The organism is Pseudomonas psychrophila (genome assembly GCF_001043005.1).
Taxonomy (GTDB): domain Bacteria; phylum Pseudomonadota; class Gammaproteobacteria; order Pseudomonadales; family Pseudomonadaceae; genus Aquipseudomonas; species Aquipseudomonas psychrophila.
In genome coordinates, this window is sequence record NZ_JYKZ01000004.1 from 157,571 (window position 1) to 176,723 (window position 19,153).

Here is a 19,153-nt window from a genome sequence, read left to right on the forward strand (position 1 = left end):
TGCTTATCGTCAGTGGCGCCCGTGGGTAGACCCTCACTGACACGAAACCCGCCACAACTGATCCAGCCTCGTCGTATAGCTTTGACTCATCATCTCGCGCTGCATGCCCCAATCCGGCTTGCTCGGCACACTGGCGGCGCGCAGCGTGCCCCTGCCCCAGCGCCCGTTGATCTGATCCAGAACCGCCATCACCCTGGACGCTTCTGCGGGCTGATTGATGGCAAACAGGTCATCGGAAAACTCGCCGGGCTGGCGAAGGTCCAGCAGCAATACCTCGGCCTTGCTGTATTTGAACCCGGGCTGAAAGACATGCTCCAGCGCATCGACTGCCGCCTTGGTGAGCAACCGTACATCGTCCGTCGGGTATGGCAGGGTCACAACGACTCCTTTCGCGTATTTCGCTTCATCCGGGTTAAACATGCCTGTGCGGATACTGACCCTGACTTTCTTGCAGTAGGACTTTTGCGCTCGCAGCTTTTCCGAAGCACGCATCATGTACGTGGCCACAGCCTCTTTGATCGGGGCCAGTTCAGTCAGCCGCTTGCCAAACATCCGGCTGCAGCAGATTGCCTGCTTGGGTGGATCAGGTTCGTCCAGCTCAAGGCATGGGGTACCCGACAGCTCGCGAGCCGTTTTTTCGATCACCACGCTGAATTTTTTACGCAGTGTCCACGGGTCGGCTTTGGCCAGGTCCATTGCGGTCTTGATGCCCATCCCTTCAAGGTGAGCGGTCATACGGCGCCCTACTCCCCATACTTCAGATGCGGCGGTATTACGCAGCACCCAGTCGCGCTCAAAATCACCACACAGATTCACCACACCTCCAGTGCGTGTCTGGAGGCGCTTGGCGGTGTGGTTGGCGAGTTTGGCCAGGGTTTTGGTGTGACCGATACCGACACCCACAGGTATGCCGGTGCACTTGAGGATTCTGGCCCGCAACTGCCTGCCCATGGCACTGACATCCGCAATACCGGTCAGGTCGGCAAAGGACTCATCAATGCTGTAGACCTCGACCGCTGGCACCATGGACTCGATCAGGCTCATGACGCGCTCGCTCATGTCGCCATACAGCGCATAGTTCGATGAGAACGCGACGATCCCCTCCTGCTGGAGGCGCTGTTTGATCTGGAAATAGGGTTCACCCATTTTCACAAAGGGCTTGGCGTCGTAACTGCGCGCGATCACACAGCCGTCATTGTTGCTCAGCACCACAATGGGGACTTTCGCGAGGTCAGGTCGAAATACCCTCTCGCAGCTGGCATAGAAGCTGTTGCAGTCAATCAGTGCGAACACCGGCTTGGGCTTAGTGACCATGGCTGCGCACGCTATGGGTCACCATCCCCCGGATCAAGCGAGCGATGACCGCCACATCCACTGAGATCAGTGTCTCGATAGGGTCGCCAGCAAGTGACGGACCGTCTTCAGGAGTCTTGAACGAGCAAAGGGGTGAGCGGACGCCACCTTCAGCCAAGTGACTCAGGAGTGTGAAACTCATGACGCGCGCCCTCAATAAACTGTATATGTATACAGTAAACGTTGTGAGACGCATCAGGTCAATATTTCTGTAAGAGGTTCTGACAGGAGGAGCGCATGACCTGAAGAAGCTATACGTCTGACCCGCACCTCGCCAAATCGCAGGCACAAAAAAGCCGGTTAATCCTGAGGATTAGACCGGCTGTTTTGGTGTTGCATATGGTGGGTCGTGTGGGATTCGAACCTACGACCAATTGGTTAAAAGCCAACTGCTCTACCAACTGAGCTAACGACCCGCTTCGTTGTGGGACGTATAATACTGATTTCTAACGAGAATTCAACACCTTGTTCGAAATAAATTCGAAATAATTCAAAAATAACGGGTTGGGTCACTAATTCCGGCGGCTGCGAAGCCTTCAGCACGCAAGCGGCAGCTGTCGCACTTGCCACACGCACGGCCTTGGGCGTCCGCTTGGTAGCAAGAAACTGTCAACGCGTAGTCCACACCCAGCTTTGTACCTGCCTGGACGATTTGAGCCTTGCTCATATTTTGCAAAGGCGCCTGAATTCGAAAACCCTGGCCCTCTACCCCGGCCTTTGTCGCCAGGTTTGCCATGACTTCAAATGCTTCAACAAACTCCGGACGGCAATCCGGGTAGCCCGAGTAATCAACAGCATTGACGCCGATAAAGATATCGCGCGCTTGAAGCACTTCAGCCCAGCCCAACGCCAAAGACAGGAACACGGTGTTACGTGCGGGGACGTAGGTGACCGGGATGCCTTCACTCGGAGCTTCTGGCACGTCAATTGATGAGTCGGTCAGTGCCGAGCCGCCAATGCCGTCCAGGTTCAGGCCAATGACTTTATGCTCGACTGCACCCAGATCCCGTGCAACACGGGCCGCAGCATCGAGCTCGGCACGGTGACGCTGACCGTAATCAAAGCTCATGGTGTAGCAGCTATAGCCTTCAGCACGAGCCATAGCCACGACAGTTGCTGAGTCGAGGCCGCCGGACAGCAAAATCACGGCTCTTTTTTCAGTGACAACAGTTTGTTCGGTCATTTCAGCGCCCCGGCTCGTCATTCCACAGATATTTGTGCAGTTGCATTTGTAAACGTACTGGCAAGTTGTCCGCCACGATCCAGTCAGCCAGATCACGGGCCGGCAAGTCATGGTGACTCGGCGAAAACAGCACTTCGCCCGCCCGTCGCTCCAAACCATACTCAATCAACTTGGATACCGCCCAGTCGTAGTCCTCCCGCGAACAGATCACGAACTTGACCTGATCATTGGGCGTCAACAAGGCGATGTTTTCGTAGAGGTTGCGATGGGACTCTTTGGAGCCCGGCGTTTTCAAGTCAAGAACACGGCTCACGCGCGGATCGACTGCCGAGATGTCCAGCGCACCGCTGGTCTCGATAGAAACTTCATAGCCCGCATCGCAAAGCTGCTTGAGCAGAGAAATGGCATTGGGCTGGGCCAGCGGTTCGCCACCTGTCACGCATACATAACGCGGACGAAAGTCGGCAACTTGCTGAAGGATATCGTCCAGAGGGCGCACGGTTCCGCCGCTGAAGGCATAGGCGCTGTCACAGTAACCGCAGCGCAAAGGGCAACCGGTCAGGCGTACAAAAACGGTGGGCAGGCCAGCCGTTCGCGTTTCACCCTGCAACGAGTAAAAAACTTCGGTAATTCTCAATGTGTCTTGCATATTCGCCACGGGCGTAACAGCTAAACAGGCTGTCCGCCTCCGTCAGGCACTCCAAAGAATCTGCTTATGCAGGATTAAGAGGAGCGTATTTCATAAAAGGGCGTGGATTCTAACGAAAAAACCCGCGATAGGCGCGGGTTTCTCGATTAAAGCCGGTTATTGCTTACATGCGCTGCAAATCGCGCTGAGCCAGCTGAGCAGCCGACGTGCCCGGATACTGGGCTACAACCTGCTGCAAGATGCCTTTGACCTTGTCTGTATGACCCAGGCGGCGCTCTACATCAGCAAGCTTATAGAGTGAGTCCGGTACTTTTGCATGCTTGGGATACAGCTGACTGACTTTGGCAAATGCTTGGCCAGCGGCCTGCAAATCGCCTTTGGCCAGATTCACTTCACCCAGCCAGTATTGGGCATTGCCCGCATATTGGCTGTTTGGGTATTTGCGCAGAAAGGCTGTAAATGCCTGACTGGCCTTGTCGAAATCCTTAGCCTTGATCAAATCGAAAGCAGCATCGTAATAGAGCTTTTCTTTCGCCGGATCAGCCGGTTCCGAGCTGGCAGCAGCCTGAGTTGCAGGCGCTGCTGTATTACCGGTGGCATTAGCACCACTGGCAGAAGAATTATCAGGTGTGGCAGCAGGAGCAATGCCAGCACCAATACGCCGATCAAGTTCCTGGTATCGCTCCAGGCTTTCTTGTTTCATGCGCGAGACATCATTTTGCAGAACTTCAATCACACCCTGTTGGCGTGCAATCTGTTCCTGCATTTGTTGCAGCTGGTTGAACAGCTCGCCCTGTGCCGAGACAGGGGCCGAAACCCCTCCCCCGGCATAGGCGCCGCTCGCACCATAACCCGGTGATGGATAACTCCCCCCGCTATTGTTATAGCCAGAGTTGTCATCGACCACAGGAACCGCAGCCCATGCCGCTAGCGGCATGAGGCTGAGAGTCAGAATAGTTACAGCACGGCGGCACGTTCGCATGACGAATTACTTACGCAGTTCGACGCGACGGTTTTGAGCCCACGACTGTTCGTCGTTGCCAGTAGCGATTGGACGCTCTTTACCGTAGGACACCAGCTCCAGCTGTGCTGGAGAAACGCCTTGCAGTACCAGGTAGCGTTGAACGGCTTTCGCACGACGCTCGCCCAGTGCCATGTTGTACTCACGAGTACCACGGGCGTCAGTGTTACCTTCCAGAACAACGCGAGCGCCGTTAGCTTTCAGGTCTTTAGCGTGAACATCCAGAGCGCGCATTGCTTCTGGTTTCAGGTCCGAAGAATCGTATTCGAAGTAGAAAACAGTGATAGCGCGCAGAGCAGCTTCTTCGCTCAGGGAACCATCAACAGCGCCTGTGTTTGCGCCGTAACCAGCGTTTGGATCAACAGCAGCGCCTTCACCGGCATTGTCGCCGCCTTTGGACGAGCAACCTACAGCTACAGCCATGGCCAGTGCCAGCGCAGCAAATTTACCAAACTTCAGCATTTCCATCGTAAAACTCCTAATGAACCCCAAATGTTATGTGAAACGTACAGCACCACGTCAGTTCAGGTAAGGGGACCAGGAAGGTTCTCTGACTTCGCCTTGAGCGGTAGGAAGAGGGAGCCTTACGCGTCCATTGATAGACACGAGCATCAAGACTCCCCGGCCCTGCTGGCGGGTGGCGTAGATTACCATGGTGCCGTTGGGTGCAACAGTAGCAGACTCATCAAGGTTGGTATCTGTGAGGATTTTCACGCTTCCACGCTGCAAATCTTGCGCCGCAACACGGAAATTGGTGAAACCGTCCTGACGATGGATCATTACCAGGGTCTTTTCATCAGCCGAAAGCTTAGGACTGGCGTTGTAGTTCCCGATAAACGTCACGCGCTCTGCGTTACCGCTGCCTACATTGGTTTTGTAAATCTGCGGTTTGCCACCACGGTCAGAGGTGAAGTAGATGGTAGAACCATCTTTACCCCAGAACGGTTCTGTATCAATGGCTGGGTTATTGGTGACGCGAGTCAACCCACGGGAAGCCAGATCCATCACGTAGATCTCGGCGTTACCGTCCTTGGACAGTACGAACGCCAGCTTGGAGCCATCTGGCGACCATGCAGGCGCACCGTTCAAACCTTCAAAGTTGGTGATTTGCTCACGACGACCGGTATCAATGTTCTGAACAAAGATACGAGGACGCTTCTGTTCAAACGATACATAAGCGATGCGCTTGCCATCGGGTGCAAAACGCGGCGACAGGATCGGCTCACGCGACTGCAGCAATGTAACGGCACGGGCACCATCGTAGTCCGAACGCTGCAAGGTGTAGCGGGTGTTGGTTGCACTTGCACGCTCTGCCGTTACATAAAGCAGACGGGTTGAGAACGCACCTTTAATACCCGTCAGTTTTTCAAACGACTGATCGGAGATGTAATGCGCCATGTCCCGCAACTGCTCGGCGGTCCCCGACACGCTGCCAGTCAATACTGGCTGCTCGGTAGCAACGTTGAACAAGGCATATTGCACCTGCAAGCGACCGCCTGCTGGCACGATATTACCGACCATTACGTACTGGGCACCCAGGGCTTTCCAGTCGCGAAAAATGACTTCACTGGCCTGAGTCGGCAAGCCGATCATGTTCTGCTTTGGAATCGGTGCGTAATACCCCGAGTTACGCAGGTCGTTACCGATGATTTCAGCCATGTCATCCGGCAACACGGTGCCGCCTTGCCAGCCGAAAGGTACTACCGCAATAGGCGTCGCCCGGTCACTACCACTGGTGACCAGAATGTTCTTTTCATCTGCTACAGCCATCCCTGCCAGGCAGCAGACGACGACCAGCAGTCCTCGAAAAAGTTTAATCACAAGGCTAGATCCTCAGGTGTGAATGTCATCTTGAATGATCGATAAGGATTAAAATCGCTGGGCTTCATACCCTGCATTTCCGTTAAACGACCAATGTTCTTGACCGCTGCCACAGCCGAGCTGTCGAACGGACCGTCACCGCTGGACTTGGCAACCGTCACAGACGTCACCGTGCCATCTGGCAACATGCCAATTTGCAGCACCACTGTCATGTTCTTGCGCGCCGACGGCGGACGAGCCCACCCTTCTGCTGCACGAGCACGAATCAGGTCATCAAAACTGCCGGCGACCTCATCACCTTGCTCATCTGCCAGAGCTTGCTGGCGTTGCGGCGTATCGGAAAGCAAATCAGCCAAGGCTTGCGCCTTTTTCTCTTCGGTCGATTTACGTGCTGCTTCTACGGCCTTTTTCTTGGCTGCATCAGCAGCGGCCTTTTTCTTGGCATCTTCGGCGGTTTTCTTCTTCGCCTCGTCTGCTACGGCCTTTTTCTTGGCGTCTTCAGCTGCTTTTTTCTTCGCATCTTCAGCCGCTTTTTTCTTGGCGTCTTCAGCGGCCTTTTTCTTGGCCTCTTCTTCCGCGGCCTTCTTGGCCTCTTCCTCGGATTTTTTCTTGGCTATGTCAGCCAATTTTTTCTCTTCGGCTTTTTTAGCTTCCGTCGCCTTTTTAGCATCGTCGGCTTTCTTGGCGTCATCAGCCTTCTTGGCCTCGTCTGCCTTTTTGGCTTCGCTTGCTTTGGCTTCGTCAGCTTTCTTGGCGTCAGCAGCCTTTTCGGCAGCTTCTTCCTTCTTTTGTTCCGCGGCTTTCACAGCCTCCTGCTCAACCTTCTTCTGTTCCATCTGTTCGACTTCGGTCTGACGCGCGGCAGATTTCTTCGCCTCACCCGCAATCTTTTGATTGGTTTGAGTAGTTGCCTGACTTTTTGACTTCAGTTGATACAAGGTCGCCTGGACAATCGGTTTCGAAGGCGGCAAATCCGGGGTCATGGCAAAACTTACGAACAGCATGCCAAAAATCAGAACGTGCAGCCCTATCGCCCAGACTGCAGGCCAAAAATAATTTTCAGAGGCGGACGGCTCCCGCTGTTCGCGCATCAGGGAGCCTCGGTTATCAAGCCAACGTTACCGACCCCGGCCTTCTGAAGACCACCCATGGCACCCATTACCGCGCCGTAATCAACGGTTTTGTCACCACGGATAAAGACCTGGGTGTGTTTGCCGCCTTCATTGCCTGCACGAATGATTTTAGTCACGGCGTCAGTCATTTGAGGCAAGGTCATTGCCTTGTCCATCTGCTTCTCGGTATCAACTTCACTGCCAAGATTCCAGAAATAGGTCTTGTCAGCCTTGATCGAAATAGTCAGAACCTGAGTGTTGTTGTCTTGCGGCAAGGCCTCGCTGGAGACCTTGGGCAAATCAACCTTCACACCCTGATTGAGCATCGGAGCGGTCACCATGAAGATAACCAGCAGCACCAGCATCACATCGATGTAAGGCACCACGTTCATCTCGGCAACCGGCTTGCGCTTCTTGCGAGCTCGAGCGATTAAAGCCATTGGAAATTACCTGCTTATTCTTCGCTGGTGTGCACTTTGCGGTGCAGGATCGCCTGGAATTCGTCGGCGAAGGTGTAGTAGCGGCTGATCAGGGTTTCACTGCGAGCTGCAAAACGGTTGTAAGCGATAACCGCCGGGATAGCAGCGAACAAGCCAATAGCCGTTGCAATCAGTGCTTCAGCAATACCGGGCGCTACGGTCGCCAGCGTTGCTTGCTGGGCAGTTGCCAGGCCACGGAAGGAGTTCATGATGCCCCACACCGTACCAAACAGACCGATATACGGGCTAACAGAACCCACGGTCGCCAGGAACGGCAGGCCTTGCTCCAGCTTTTCTTCTTCACGGGAAATGGCTACACGCATGGCACGCGCCACACCTTCCATTACCGCTTCAGGATCGACACCCGGCTGCTGACGCAGACGCGAGAACTCCTTGAAACCGGCACGGAAAATTTGTTCAACACCGGAGTCCGGATCAGGATTGCTGCCCGCCTGACGATACAGCTTCGACAAGTCGATACCTGACCAGAAGCGCTCTTCAAAGCTTTCAAGGGCACGTCGACCGGCGCGCAGCATTGTGCTGCGCTGAAAAATCATGACCCACGAGGTAACCGATGCGGCCAGCAGGGTCAACATTACCAACTGCACAACAATGCTGGCATTGCTGACCAAGCTCCACATGGAGGAATGGTCGACGACGTTAGCTTCCACGCTTTATCTCCTGCTCTAAATGTTTACCCGCGCCGCTCACGTCGGCAAAGGCCGTACGTAAAGCTTCGGGAATGGCCCGGGGTTTGAAACTATCGGCGCGCACACAGGCCACCAAAAATTGCCCTTCACAGAGCAACGTTGCATCTGCAGCCCGCCAGACCTGCTGCTTGAAACGCAGGCTGGCACGGTTGAGCTCTATTACTTGCGCACTTACCAACAGTTCGTCGTCCAGTCGCGCCGGTGCGTGGTAACGCGCCTCGCTGGAATGCACGACAAATAACAGGTTCTCCCCCACAAGCTCGGATTGGGCAAAGCCCATCTCCCGCAGCCTTTCGGTTCGAGCCCGCTCCATAAACTTTAGATAATTTACGTAATACACGACGCCACCCGCATCGGTGTCCTCGTAATAAACGCGACAGCGATGTGCGAACGGCTCTAGCCTGTTTTGCGCGCGCATACTCTAGTGCTTACTCCTCAGGTTGCCAATCCGCCTAACAACTGTTTTTTACGCTTCAGGGGCTTTATGGCCCAAGATTTTCAACGCCAGCCCTTAAGACAGCAAAAACCTTAAAAAAATCGGCCGCTAATGGCTTATTAATCGTCCAGGGCATTCAAAAATTCGTCTACCACAGGCATATCACCCAAACGGGACGGAATGTTCAAACCGAAGTGCAGATACGCATGACGCGTCACAACACGCCCACGCGGTGTGCGCATGATGTAACCCTGCTGAATCAGGTATGGCTCCAGCACGTCTTCAATGGTGTGCCGCTCTTCGCTAATCGCTGCGGCCAAGCTGTCCACACCCACCGGCCCACCATCGAACTTCTCGATCATGGTCAGCAGTAAACGCCGGTCTTGATGATCGAAACCATGTTCATCAACGTCCAACAGGTTCAATGCCAGGTCTGCCACCGGTTTGGTGATATGCCCTTTGGCCCGTACTTCGGCAAAATCTCGCACACGACGCAACAAGCGATTGGCTATCCGCGGCGTACCACGAGCCCGCCGGGCAATTTCGTATGCCCCCTCAGGATCGAGTGGCAGACCAAAAATACCTGCGGAGCGACTGACGATCGTCGCCAGGTCGTCAGTACTATAGAACTCCAGTCGCTGAACAATCCCGAAACGATCGCGCAAAGGGTTGGTCAGCATCCCGGCGCGGGTCGTCGCACCCACCAGAGTAAAAGGCGGCAGGTCGAGCTTGATGGAGCGCGCAGCTGGCCCTTCGCCAATCATGATATCGAGCTGAAAGTCTTCCATTGCCGGGTAGAGCACTTCCTCGACGATGGGTGACAGACGATGGATTTCATCAATAAACAGCACGTCATGGGGCTCAAGATTGGTCAACAAAGCAGCCAAGTCACCCGGACGCTCCAAGACGGGACCTGAGGTGCTTTTAATGGACACCCCCATTTCCTGGGCAATGATGTTCGCCAACGTGGTTTTACCCAGCCCGGGCGGACCAAAGATCAACGTGTGATCCAACGACTCCGAACGCCCGCGCGCCGCCTGGATAAACAGCTCCATCTGCTCACGCACGGTTGGCTGACCAATATAGTCGGCCAGGCTCAGGGGACGAATCGCCCGGTCCTGAACCTCTTCGCGGTCTCGCCCGCCCGAGGCCGTTATCAAACGATCAGCTTCAATCACTTAAATCATCCCCTTCAGGGCGCGACGAATCATATCTTCACTGCTCAACGTTTTATCCTTGATTGCCGAAACGGCCTTGCTCGCTTCCTGGGGCTTGTAGCCCAGGGAAATCAAGGCACTGACCGCATCACTTTCAGCACTGGCCACCTGCACCGGGGCATCAGGCTGATTGGGGACCAGTGCAAACATACTTGGCACCTGCTCCCACGCCTTGAAGCGATCTTTCAACTCAACCAGCAGTCGCTCGGCTGTCTTTTTCCCGACACCCGGAACCTTGGTTAAGGCCGAGGTATCCTGAGCCTGCACACACCTAACAAGCTCATCGACCTCAAGGCTGGACATTAGAGCCAAGGCCAGCTTGGGACCAACACCGTTGAGGCGGATCAGCTCACGAAAGAAATCGCGCTCGCGCTTGCCTATGAAACCATAGAGCAACTGGGCGTCTTCGCGAACTACCAGGTGAGTATGCAGAGTCAGAGGCTCGCCTATGGACGGCAGCCGATAGAGCGTAGTCATGGGAACTTCCAGCTCGTAACCCAGGCCATTTACATCAAGAATCAGGTGCGGCGGCTGTTTTTCAGCCAGAGTGCCGCGCAAGCGTCCAATCACGTTTCAGATCCTTTTCTCTGGCCAGATCAATGGCTGACAAGTAGAACGGCAAAGCCGCATCATTAAAGATGACACCCTGCCAACAAGCAAAATCAGGTTACAAATCACATCTCAGAGCCGCAAACGGCCACCACGGCTACGCGCCGCACCCAAACCATGGGGCAGCAGGCTGGAGCGAGTGTGGGCATGACACAAGGCAATTGCCAGCGCATCCGACGCATCGATTTGCGGCTTGCTGGTCAGCTTGAGCAGGTGCATGACCATCATCATCACTTGCTCCTTGTTGGCACCACCGGTGCCGGCTACGGCTTGCTTGACCTGGGTTGCCGAATACTCTGCGATCTCCAGGTTTTCCTCGGCGCCGGCAACAATCGCCGCGCCCCTGGCCTGGCCCAGCTTGAGTGCCGAATCGGCATTGCGCGCCATGAACACCTTTTCGATGCCCATGGTAACGGGACCATACGTCTGAATAACTTCGCGCACCCCACGATAGACGATCAACAACCGCTCATGCAGCTCGCCGCTACCCGTGCGAATACACCCTGAAGCCACGTACACACAGCCACGCCCAGTGTCTCGCACTACGCCATAACCGGTGATTCGCGAACCAGGATCGATACCAAGAATAAGAGTCATAACGCCTACAGCTTATGAAGTGACGCCTACCGGCCTATGCCCGGACAGCTTAAAGGCAGAAGCCGGAGGTGCCCAGCGCCGCTATCGTCGCGACGGTGCACCTCCGGCCTCTTGACTGACGCAACCCGTGGATCAGGCCAACTGCTCCAGGACAGCGTCAGGAATTTCAGCGTTGGAATACACGTTCTGCACGTCATCCAGGTCTTCAAGCATATCGATCAGTTTGAGCACCTTTTCAGCGCCCTCCAGGTCCAGCTCGGCACTGGTGGTGGGCAACATCACGATTTCTGCGTCAGTCGGAGCGAAGCCTGCGGCTTCCAGAGCGTTGCGAACCGCGTAAAAGCTCGAGAACGACGTAAACACGTCAATGGAACCGTCTTCGTTGGTGACTACGTCGTCGGCATCAGCCTCCATCGCAGCTTCCATCAAGGCATCTTCATCAACGCCAGCCACATAGGAGATCTGACCCTTGCGCTCAAACAGGTACGCAACTGAACCGTCAGTACCAAGGTTCCCGCCGCACTTGCTGAACGCATGCCTCACAGCGGCTGCGGTGCGATTACGGTTGTCGGTCATGCACTCGACCATCACGGCAACGCCGCCAGGACCGTAACCTTCATAGCTCAGCTCGACCATATCGTCGGTATCAGCTGCACCAGCACCACGGGCAACCGCACGATCAATGATGTCGCGGCTCATGTTAGCGCCAAGTGCCTTGTCCAACGCCAGACGCAGGCGCGGGTTGGAGCCCGGATCACCACCGCCCTGACGGGCAGCAACGGTCAGCTCACGTATCCACTTGGTGAAAATCTTGCCTTTTTTGGCATCCTGACGCTCTTTGCGGTGCTTGATGTTCGCCCACTTAGAATGACCTGCCATAACGCACTCCGAATCCTTTATGAAACATTGCCCGGCCTTGACCCGGCAATAAAAATTCTCGACCCAAATAACAAAGGCGCATCCGGAGATGCGCCTTTGAGGGCCAGTTTTACTCAGCCTTTGGTTGTTCGCGCAAACGAATATGCAATTCGCTCAACGCTTTGTTATCAACTACGCCCGGGGCCTGAGTCATGACGCAGGCAGCACTCTGGGTTTTCGGGAAAGCAATCACTTCACGAATCGACTGAGCGCCAGTCATCAGCATCACCAGACGGTCCAGACCGAATGCCAAACCACCATGGGGCGGCGCACCGTATTTCAGCGCATCGAGCAGGAAGCCGAATTTCTCTTCCTGTTCGGCTTCATTGATACCCAACAGACGGAAGACCGCCTGTTGCATTTCTTTGCGGTGGATACGGATCGAACCACCACCCAACTCAGTACCGTTCAACACCATGTCATAGGCACGGGACAACGCGGTAGCCGGGTTGGCCTCGAGCTCTTCAGGCGAGCACTTTGGCGCAGTGAACGGGTGATGCAAGGCGCTGAAGCTGCCGTCTGTGTTCTCTTCGAACATAGGGAAGTCAACAACCCACATCGGTGCCCACTCGCACGTCAGCAGGTTCAGGTCGTTACCAACCTTGATACGCAGTGCACCCAGAGCTTCGCTGACGATCTTGGCCTTGTCGGCACCGAAGAACACGATGTCGCCATCAACCGCACCAACGCGATCCAGGATCACATTGAGGTTGGCTTCAGGGATGTTCTTGACGATCGGCGATTGCAGACCCTCAACACCCTTGGCGCGCTCGTTGACCTTGATGTATGCCAAGCCACGTGCGCCGTAGATGCCAACAAACTTGGTGTATTCGTCGATTTTGCTGCGCGGCATGCTCGCACCGCCCGGAACACGCAAGGCGGCAACGCGGCTTTTAGGGTCATTGGCCGGGCCGCTGAACACCTTGAATTCGACTTCCTTGAGCTGATCGGCAACGTCAACCAGTTCCAGCGGGTTACGCAGGTCAGGCTTGTCGGACCCGTAACGGCGCATGGCCTCTTCCCAGGTCATGTGCGGGAACTCACCGAATTCCAGACCCAGCACTTCCTTGAACAGGTTGCGGATCATTTCTTCAGTCAGACCCATGATCTCGGCTTCGTTCATGAAGCTGGTTTCGATGTCGATCTGAGTGAACTCAGGCTGACGATCGGCACGCAGGTCTTCGTCACGGAAGCACTTGGCGATCTGGTAGTAACGGTCAAAACCGGCAACCATCAGCAGCTGTTTGAACAGCTGTGGCGATTGCGGCAAGGCAAAGAAGGAACCTGCGTGAGTACGGCTTGGCACCAGATAGTCACGTGCGCCTTCTGGCGTGGCACGGGTCAGGATTGGAGTTTCAACGTCCAGGAAGCCGTTTTCGTCCAGGAAGCGACGGATGCTGGTGGTCATGCGCGAACGCAGACGCAGCTTCTCAAGCATTTCAGGACGACGCAGATCGATAAAACGATAGCGCAGACGCGTTTCTTCGCCGACGTCAGAGAACTCGTTGAGCGGGAACGGCGGGGTTTCGGCTTCGTTCAGAACCTCGAGCTCGTACCCCAGTACTTCGATCATGCCCGACGCCATGTTGGCGTTGCCTGCACCGGCTGGACGCAGACGTACCTTGCCGGTGACCTTGACCACATATTCACTGCGCACGCGATCGGCGGCTGCAAAAGTCTCGGCGCGATCCGGGTCAAACACCACCTGGGCCAGACCATCACGATCACGGATATCGAGGAAAATCACCCCACCGTGGTCACGGCGACGATGGACCCATCCGCAAAGGGTAATTTCCTGGCCTTCCAGGCTTTCGTTCAGTTGGCCGCAATAATGGCTGCGCATCATGGTAGTGGTTTCACTTCTCGTAATTCGAAATTCGGTGGAGGTCTTGCGCACCGTCGGTGCTGGTAACCATGCAAGAGCCCGCTAGTGTTCTGACTGCTTTCGCTCAGCCTCAGTCGGATTTATCGCCGCCTGCCAGATTCTTTTTCGAGCCTGTCTTGAAGTCTGTTTCATACCAGCCTGTACCGCTGGGGCGGAAACCTGGCATGGACAGCATTTTTTTCAGTTCAGGGGCCTGACAGGCTGGACAATCAACCAACGGCGAGGCGCTGATCTTTTGAATGGCTTCCAACTGATGACCACAGGAAGCGCACTGGTAATCGTACATGGGCATTGGCGTGTCTCGACAATCCGTTAGCGGCAACCCTTAAAGAGGGCCACACAGCAAAGGGCGAGATTATATCTGGTAAATCGAGCCATTGCAGCCGCATGAGCAGCCAGAAGCCCCTAAATGCATCATAAATTTCGAGCGATTACAAGACACCGAACGCCCTCCTCCAGCCAACCGCACCGTATCACCCCATGAACACCTGCTTTTGCACTCCCTCCGCGGAATCGCGTGCCATCCTCAATAAATGCATCACACAGACAACCCGGATGAGCCCGCTGAAATTTCTTACCCCCCCATAACGCAAATGCACCTCACGATCGACATAAGACAACAGCGTATTTATTGAGCAGTTATTAAGTCGCGAAATATCAGACAACACTTCCCAGTACACTTCCTCAAGTCGCAAGCAGGTGGCAAAACCATTCAACCTGACTGACCGCGAAAGTGGTTGAGCCAACGTCATGCCAAAATCAAGAATATCGGGATCAACCCCAACTCTTTGCAGTAATTTTCCTCTGGCGCTTTCTTGCCGAATCAATCGCCTCATGTCCAAAGCACTCCATTGCGTAACACTAGAATTAATGAATGATTTTTAAAAAACACACCCCATCAAACGATATGTAAAAATTCTTATCCAGCGGACCAAACCCTCAAGCCTGTAGGAGCCCTCTCGGTCCGAGCGGCGAATACGGTGGCCTTCGCACCTTGAACCATGACCGCGAGGCTATTAGGTTAAACGGACAGGAACGCGAACAGCCAAGCGACTTAATCCAGTGAGAGCGTTTAACTTAGAGACTCATTAAGCTCCCGACATTCCTGCCCTAACGAACAGTTATACATGCGTACAAAAACATGCATTATCGTGATTAAGTATTGCCTGTACTTATTCAGACTCTAGTTTGATCGCCATTAAACTGGAGTATTTCCGGCCCGGCAAATAAACCGACCGCATATACGGCCCAAGACTACACGCCCCCCCTTGAACTGCACGCAAGCAGGAATACCGATGCCATGCACATTGCCTACTCCAAAGAACATAAAAATTAACGACCAACGGTCATCAGCACAGCTGACCTGAACAATTTCGGGCCTATCACGCATCATAGGGCACCACATCAGCCCCCTACTGGAAAGAAGACTACGTGTGTCTAGGACAAGGTTTTCACTACAAACAGATTTGGCCGAGACATCCTCAGGTAGCCTCGCTCGTAGATAGCGCCATACGCTTAATTTGAGTAGGCCCAAGCTTTGCTGTTAAATTGGCAGCGTGTCGCCCTCTTCCAGCCTCTATCGAGGGCGCATAGGCTGATATGTGCACGTGTCCAGCGCCTCCTCTTTTTTCTGAAGCGAACCGTGTGCAATCAGCTCTTCCTTGCGATCCATCTTAATGTGAGTCATTGAAATGTTGAAAATCGTCCACCTGCTAACGGGTGCAGCGGCTTTGCTGCTGTCCTTTATTCCCAGCCTGCAATCCGAAGCGTTACCTTACCTCCAACACCCCGATGCCCTTTACCTGGCTTTTCTTGGCCTGCTAAACCTGACACTGGCTCCAGTCATTCCATTCTGGAACAAAGGCCCGCGTCATCAACTGCAAAATCTGGTCAGCGCCCTGCTGGTGCTTTCCGTTGTTCTACAAACACTGACCCTGTTCGGCCTTCTGCTGCCGATCGGTGATCAACCTGCGGTACTGCTCGGCCTTACTCCTGCAGTCATTGCCGTACTGCTTCATTTGATCGTCAGCTTCTATAAATCATCACCTTCACCCTCCTCACAAAGCTATGACATGACCAACCGCGATACCGGGACGGTCAAGTGGTTCAATACCTCTAAGGGTTTCGGCTTTATCTCCCGAGATTCCGGCGATGATATTTTTGTGCACTTTCGCGCCATTCGCGGCGAAGGCCACCGTGTACTGGTGGAAGGCCAGCGCGTTGAGTTCTCGGTCATGAACCGTGACAAAGGCCTTCAAGCTGAAGATGTGATCGCAGCGCTGCCGCGTCGCTGATTCAAACTTAAAAAAAACCGCGATCAGCCAAGCTGTATCGCGGTTTTTTTTGCCTGCGCAAAAAAGACTTAATAGTGCGGCGGCGGAGCTTCCTCTTCAAACGATTCGAACTGTCCGCCCATTTCTTCCTGGCGCTTGAGCAAGGCAGCCATTTGCATTTGCAAACGATCCACCGCGTTCTGCTGCATTACCAGCACATCATTCAATGCCTGGATGGTGTCATCCTGAAAGGCCAAACGACTCTCAAGGTCCATCACTCGCGCTTCAAGTGTCACAATTAACCCTCCGAAAAAGTAAAACCCGCATCAAGAACCGACGCAAGCCTGTCCCGGACAGCATCTACATCTGCCTGCGCGTAAGGTTTGGCTGGATGCTTGCCCCACACCGGCCCTGGCCAAGCCACGTCAGTCTGATAACGAACAATCACGTGCATGTGCATTTGGCTGACCACGTTACCCAATGTGGCGACATTCATTTTGTCCGCACCGAACAACCCTTTCAGCACTCGCGCCAGAGCGGTCGTCTCAGCCCACATCAACTGCTGATCCGAGTCATCCAATTGAAACAATTCGGTTATACCCTCGCGCCGTGGCACCAGAATAAACCAGGGGTAATTCGAATCGTTGGATAGCAGCAAGCGGCACAAGGGGAAATCCCCTATGAGCCAGGTATCCTCTTGAAGATGTGTATCCAAAGCGAACACTGGGAGCTCTCCTCTTTACCGTTCTTTAAACTCAGCGTGCGATGAGACTCAGCGCCAGCCATGTGACAGAAGTGAAGGATACCCTTGATCGGCTGCTGCATCACGCCGACAACCGCGGATGCACACGTGAATGACAGCAAGACACGCTCAATCAACAGTACTCAGACACTTGTGCACCAAAACTGCACAAAACGAATGCTTTTAGTGCGCCAAAACGTCACTAACCACCCCATAAGGTGTTAACCGGTAACGCTTTAATCACGCTTTTCTGAGAAAAATGCTTCCTTGCAACGAAAAAGAACACGCCAAGGGCTGCGTTATCGCCGTTTGACCCAAGCAAGATCAGGCCTGATCGCTCGAAAACGCACAAAAAAAATTATTTTCCATCCGTACTGCCTTTTGAGCATGCTTGTTGCATAGAGCATTTACATAGTCGCCAGGCTGCAGCCGGAATGCAGTGGCCTGACGATAAATAACAATAGCGGGATCGTAGGAATTTGGAATTTTCATTGTAGGCAGTGCGGACTCCCCCATATGCCAAACGCTGAAAACAGCAGTAACTACATGCTTAAACATGGCATTAGGCTGCGCGTTTGCGACATGTAGGGTGCTATTTGCGACATGCCTGTAAAGAAGCCGAAAGCTTATGAGAGCAAGTATCGCCAACATTGTCGGCGTGATATAAGTTTGCGCCGACACAAAAAGAAAGAGCCGCCCAGATAATAATTTCAGGTGGGACGGCAGTACTCTTCCTAAAAACCAAAGGAGCAAATCACGATGCGCGTGATGAAGTGGAGCATAATCGCCCTGGCTGTTTCAGCCGGTACTACCCAGTTCGCAATGGCCTCCTCCCAGGACGACGCCAAAGGTTTCATCGAAGACAGCACTCTGACTTCTAAAACCCGCATGCTGTACATGAACCGTGATTTCCGTAACGGCGCTGGCAACATTGCCAAGCCAACCGGCGGCTTTAAGAGCGGCTACCGTGAAGACTGGGGCCTGAGCGAACTGCTTAACTACCAGTCCGGCTTCACCCAAGGTACCATCGGTGTCGGTGTTGACGCTTTCGCCATGGGCACAGCACGCCTGGACGGCGGCGCTGGTCGTCAAGGCAACGGCCTGTTCGCCACCAAGAGCGACGGTTCTCCGGAAGATACCCAGTCGAAAATGGGCGGCGCTGTTAAATTCCGCATTTCCGATACTGAGCTGAAATACGGCAACCAGTTCGTAGCCAGCCCGGTTTTCTCCACCGACGATAGCCGTCTGCTGCCAGAGGTTGCTACCGGCACCCTGATCACCAGCAAGGAAATCAAAGGCCTGGAGCTGAGCGCAGGTCGCTTCACCGCACTGAGCTCGCAGACTGGCATGGCACGCGACAGCATCAATGGTAAAGGCCAGCCAGGCCTGACCTCCGCCAACATTGCCGGCGCGACCTACCAGTTCACCGACAACTTTGTTGGTGGCGTGGCAGCGTCCGACGTTGAAGACTACTTCAAGAAGCAGTACATCAACCTGAACTACACCCTGCCTATCGCAGAGTCTCAGGCCCTGAACTTCGACTTCAACGGCTACAGAACCACCAGCGACGGCAAGGAACTGCTGGGCGACGTGGACAACAAAATCTGGAGCTTGGCAGCTGCTTACAGCCTCGGCGCTCACAAGTTCACCGTGGCTCACCAGCGCTCTACCGGTGACAGTGGTTACAACTACGGCATCGACGGCGGCGGCAGTATCTTCCTCGCCAACTCCGTGCAGTACTCCGACTTTAACCAACGTGACGAACGTTCCTGGCAGGGTCGCTACGACCTGAACATGACCAGCTACGGCGTTCCTGGCCTGAGCTTCATGGCTCGCTACGTTAAAGGCGATAACATCTCCACGACTGATGGCGAAGGCAAAGAGCACGAATTCGACTTCGAAACCAAGTACGTATTGCAGGAAGGCCCGGCCAAAGACCTGTCTTTCCGTCTGCGTAGCGCGATCTATCGCACTACCAGCAACAACGGCAACGATGTCAACGACTTCCGCCTGATTGCTGAATACCCACTGAACATCTTGTAATCATGGCCTCCGGGCGATAATTACACTCACTGTTTAGTGAAAGCCACGCTCCTGTCTCAGGGCGTGGCTTTTTATTTGCCTGAATAAAAGAGCCGTTATATAGCA

The 19,153-nt window shown here is 54.3% G+C and carries 22 protein-coding genes and 1 tRNA gene; 2 read left to right on the forward strand and 21 right to left on the reverse strand.

The window, feature by feature from the left end; all coding sequences use genetic code 11:
* Positions 1–33: 33 nt before the first annotated feature.
* The 19 genes from umuC to TU76_RS12175 form a co-directional block, all read right to left on the reverse strand.
* A complete protein-coding gene (umuC, locus tag TU76_RS12085; protein WP_046810353.1) occupies positions 34–1,314 on the reverse strand; it encodes a translesion error-prone DNA polymerase V subunit UmuC in 1,281 nt (426 codons plus the stop codon).
* Positions 1,304–1,495 carry a hypothetical protein gene (locus tag TU76_RS12090; RefSeq protein ID WP_048351729.1) on the reverse strand — a complete coding sequence of 64 codons (192 nt, stop codon included), beginning with the start codon at positions 1,493–1,495 and terminating at the stop codon, positions 1,304–1,306. The genes umuC and TU76_RS12090 overlap by 11 nt, the downstream gene beginning before the upstream one ends.
* Before the next feature lie 198 nt (positions 1,496–1,693).
* Positions 1,694–1,769: transfer RNA gene (locus TU76_RS12095), tRNA-Lys, on the reverse strand.
* 74 nt (positions 1,770–1,843) lie between these two features.
* A complete protein-coding gene (queC, locus tag TU76_RS12100; protein WP_019823243.1) occupies positions 1,844–2,536 on the reverse strand; it encodes a 7-cyano-7-deazaguanine synthase QueC in 693 nt (230 codons plus the stop codon).
* A gap of 1 nt (position 2,537) precedes the next feature.
* Positions 2,538–3,185 (reverse strand): 7-carboxy-7-deazaguanine synthase QueE, encoded by a 648-nt coding sequence (gene queE / locus TU76_RS12105; RefSeq protein WP_019823245.1) that lies wholly within the window; start codon positions 3,183–3,185, stop codon positions 2,538–2,540.
* Positions 3,186–3,348: 163 nt separating this feature from the next.
* Positions 3,349–4,167, reverse strand: a complete 819-nt coding sequence (gene ybgF / locus TU76_RS12110; RefSeq protein WP_019823247.1) for a tol-pal system protein YbgF — start codon at positions 4,165–4,167, stop codon at positions 3,349–3,351.
* A 6-nt stretch (positions 4,168–4,173) separates the two neighbouring features.
* The gene (gene pal / locus TU76_RS12115) at positions 4,174–4,674 is read right to left on the reverse strand and encodes a peptidoglycan-associated lipoprotein Pal (RefSeq protein ID WP_003441254.1); all 501 of its coding nucleotides are present in this window, start codon (positions 4,672–4,674) and stop codon (positions 4,174–4,176) included.
* Positions 4,675–4,725: 51 nt separating this feature from the next.
* Positions 4,726–5,976: a Tol-Pal system beta propeller repeat protein TolB gene (tolB, locus tag TU76_RS12120; protein WP_016782234.1), complete on the reverse strand. Its 1,251-nt coding sequence runs from the start codon at positions 5,974–5,976 to the stop codon at positions 4,726–4,728.
* 47 nt (positions 5,977–6,023) lie between these two features.
* Complete coding sequence (gene tolA, locus TU76_RS12125) at positions 6,024–7,118, reverse strand: cell envelope integrity protein TolA (protein ID WP_046808998.1); 1,095 nt, start codon at positions 7,116–7,118, stop codon at positions 6,024–6,026.
* The gene (tolR, locus tag TU76_RS12130; RefSeq protein ID WP_162207799.1) at positions 7,118–7,570 is read right to left on the reverse strand and encodes a protein TolR; all 453 of its coding nucleotides are present in this window, start codon (positions 7,568–7,570) and stop codon (positions 7,118–7,120) included. The genes tolA and tolR overlap by 1 nt, the downstream gene beginning before the upstream one ends.
* A gap of 23 nt (positions 7,571–7,593) precedes the next feature.
* Positions 7,594–8,289, reverse strand: a complete 696-nt coding sequence (gene tolQ, locus TU76_RS12135) for a protein TolQ (protein ID WP_019823255.1) — start codon at positions 8,287–8,289, stop codon at positions 7,594–7,596.
* Positions 8,279–8,746, reverse strand: a complete 468-nt coding sequence (gene ybgC / locus TU76_RS12140; protein WP_019823256.1) for a tol-pal system-associated acyl-CoA thioesterase — start codon at positions 8,744–8,746, stop codon at positions 8,279–8,281. The genes tolQ and ybgC overlap by 11 nt, the downstream gene beginning before the upstream one ends.
* 137 nt (positions 8,747–8,883) lie before the next feature.
* Entirely contained in the window at positions 8,884–9,942 is a 1,059-nt protein-coding gene (ruvB, locus tag TU76_RS12145; protein WP_019823257.1) for a Holliday junction branch migration DNA helicase RuvB, read from the reverse strand.
* Positions 9,943–10,551, reverse strand: a complete 609-nt coding sequence (gene ruvA / locus TU76_RS12150; RefSeq protein ID WP_019823258.1) for a Holliday junction branch migration protein RuvA — start codon at positions 10,549–10,551, stop codon at positions 9,943–9,945.
* Between the two features lie 111 nt (positions 10,552–10,662).
* Complete coding sequence (gene ruvC, locus TU76_RS12155; protein WP_019823259.1) at positions 10,663–11,187, reverse strand: crossover junction endodeoxyribonuclease RuvC; 525 nt, start codon at positions 11,185–11,187, stop codon at positions 10,663–10,665.
* A 132-nt stretch (positions 11,188–11,319) separates the two neighbouring features.
* Entirely contained in the window at positions 11,320–12,066 is a 747-nt protein-coding gene (locus TU76_RS12160) for a YebC/PmpR family DNA-binding transcriptional regulator (RefSeq protein WP_019823260.1), read from the reverse strand.
* Between the two features lie 109 nt (positions 12,067–12,175).
* On the reverse strand, positions 12,176–13,951 hold the full coding sequence (gene aspS / locus TU76_RS12165) for an aspartate--tRNA ligase (RefSeq protein WP_019823262.1): 1,776 nt from the start codon (positions 13,949–13,951) through the stop codon (positions 12,176–12,178).
* 109 nt (positions 13,952–14,060) lie between these two features.
* Positions 14,061–14,282 (reverse strand): FmdB family zinc ribbon protein, encoded by a 222-nt coding sequence (locus tag TU76_RS12170; protein WP_048351730.1) that lies wholly within the window; start codon positions 14,280–14,282, stop codon positions 14,061–14,063.
* A gap of 181 nt (positions 14,283–14,463) precedes the next feature.
* A complete protein-coding gene (locus tag TU76_RS12175; protein ID WP_046809001.1) occupies positions 14,464–14,826 on the reverse strand; it encodes a ribbon-helix-helix domain-containing protein in 363 nt (120 codons plus the stop codon).
* Between the two features lie 855 nt (positions 14,827–15,681).
* Between TU76_RS12175 and TU76_RS25765 the strand changes: the two genes are divergently transcribed.
* Positions 15,682–16,284, forward strand: coding sequence for a cold-shock protein (locus tag TU76_RS25765; RefSeq protein ID WP_019823267.1), 603 nt, complete (start codon positions 15,682–15,684; stop codon positions 16,282–16,284).
* A gap of 68 nt (positions 16,285–16,352) precedes the next feature.
* Here the strand turns inward: TU76_RS25765 and TU76_RS12185 are convergent, their stop codons facing one another.
* Together TU76_RS12185 and TU76_RS12190 are read right to left on the reverse strand one after the other, a co-directional pair.
* Positions 16,353–16,559, reverse strand: coding sequence for a SlyX family protein (locus TU76_RS12185; protein WP_003441212.1), 207 nt, complete (start codon positions 16,557–16,559; stop codon positions 16,353–16,355).
* 2 nt (positions 16,560–16,561) lie between these two features.
* Positions 16,562–16,987, reverse strand: coding sequence for an HIT family protein (locus TU76_RS12190; protein ID WP_048351731.1), 426 nt, complete (start codon positions 16,985–16,987; stop codon positions 16,562–16,564).
* A gap of 777 nt (positions 16,988–17,764) precedes the next feature.
* Here TU76_RS12190 and TU76_RS12195 point away from each other — a divergent pair.
* The gene (locus TU76_RS12195) at positions 17,765–19,048 is read left to right on the forward strand and encodes an OprD family porin (RefSeq protein ID WP_019823273.1); all 1,284 of its coding nucleotides are present in this window, start codon (positions 17,765–17,767) and stop codon (positions 19,046–19,048) included.
* Positions 19,049–19,153 lie beyond the last annotated feature (105 nt).

What these genes read in the sequence shown, in the direction of transcription:
- ruvC (WP_019823259.1), bottom strand. Translation starts at nt 11,187, where the DNA reads ATGACTCTTATTCTTGGTATCGATCCTGGTTCGCGAATCACCGGTTAT.
- ybgC (WP_019823256.1), bottom strand. Translation starts at nt 8,746, where the DNA reads ATGCGCGCGCAAAACAGGCTAGAGCCGTTCGCACATCGCTGTCGCGTT.
- aspS (WP_019823262.1), bottom strand. Translation starts at nt 13,951, where the DNA reads ATGATGCGCAGCCATTATTGCGGCCAACTGAACGAAAGCCTGGAAGGC.
- TU76_RS25765 (WP_019823267.1), top strand. Translation starts at nt 15,682, where the DNA reads ATGTTGAAAATCGTCCACCTGCTAACGGGTGCAGCGGCTTTGCTGCTG.
- TU76_RS12170 (WP_048351730.1), bottom strand. Translation starts at nt 14,282, where the DNA reads ATGCCCATGTACGATTACCAGTGCGCTTCCTGTGGTCATCAGTTGGAA.
- TU76_RS12160 (WP_019823260.1), bottom strand. Translation starts at nt 12,066, where the DNA reads ATGGCAGGTCATTCTAAGTGGGCGAACATCAAGCACCGCAAAGAGCGT.
- tolA (WP_046808998.1), bottom strand. Translation starts at nt 7,118, where the DNA reads ATGCGCGAACAGCGGGAGCCGTCCGCCTCTGAAAATTATTTTTGGCCT.
- tolB (WP_016782234.1), bottom strand. Translation starts at nt 5,976, where the DNA reads ATGGCTGTAGCAGATGAAAAGAACATTCTGGTCACCAGTGGTAGTGAC.
- pal (WP_003441254.1), bottom strand. Translation starts at nt 4,674, where the DNA reads ATGGAAATGCTGAAGTTTGGTAAATTTGCTGCGCTGGCACTGGCCATG.
- TU76_RS12090 (WP_048351729.1), bottom strand. Translation starts at nt 1,495, where the DNA reads ATGAGTTTCACACTCCTGAGTCACTTGGCTGAAGGTGGCGTCCGCTCA.
- ybgF (WP_019823247.1), bottom strand. Translation starts at nt 4,167, where the DNA reads ATGCGAACGTGCCGCCGTGCTGTAACTATTCTGACTCTCAGCCTCATG.
- queE (WP_019823245.1), bottom strand. Translation starts at nt 3,185, where the DNA reads ATGCAAGACACATTGAGAATTACCGAAGTTTTTTACTCGTTGCAGGGT.
- TU76_RS12175 (WP_046809001.1), bottom strand. Translation starts at nt 14,826, where the DNA reads ATGAGGCGATTGATTCGGCAAGAAAGCGCCAGAGGAAAATTACTGCAA.
- umuC (WP_046810353.1), bottom strand. Translation starts at nt 1,314, where the DNA reads ATGGTCACTAAGCCCAAGCCGGTGTTCGCACTGATTGACTGCAACAGC.
- queC (WP_019823243.1), bottom strand. Translation starts at nt 2,536, where the DNA reads ATGACCGAACAAACTGTTGTCACTGAAAAAAGAGCCGTGATTTTGCTG.
- TU76_RS12195 (WP_019823273.1), top strand. Translation starts at nt 17,765, where the DNA reads ATGCGCGTGATGAAGTGGAGCATAATCGCCCTGGCTGTTTCAGCCGGT.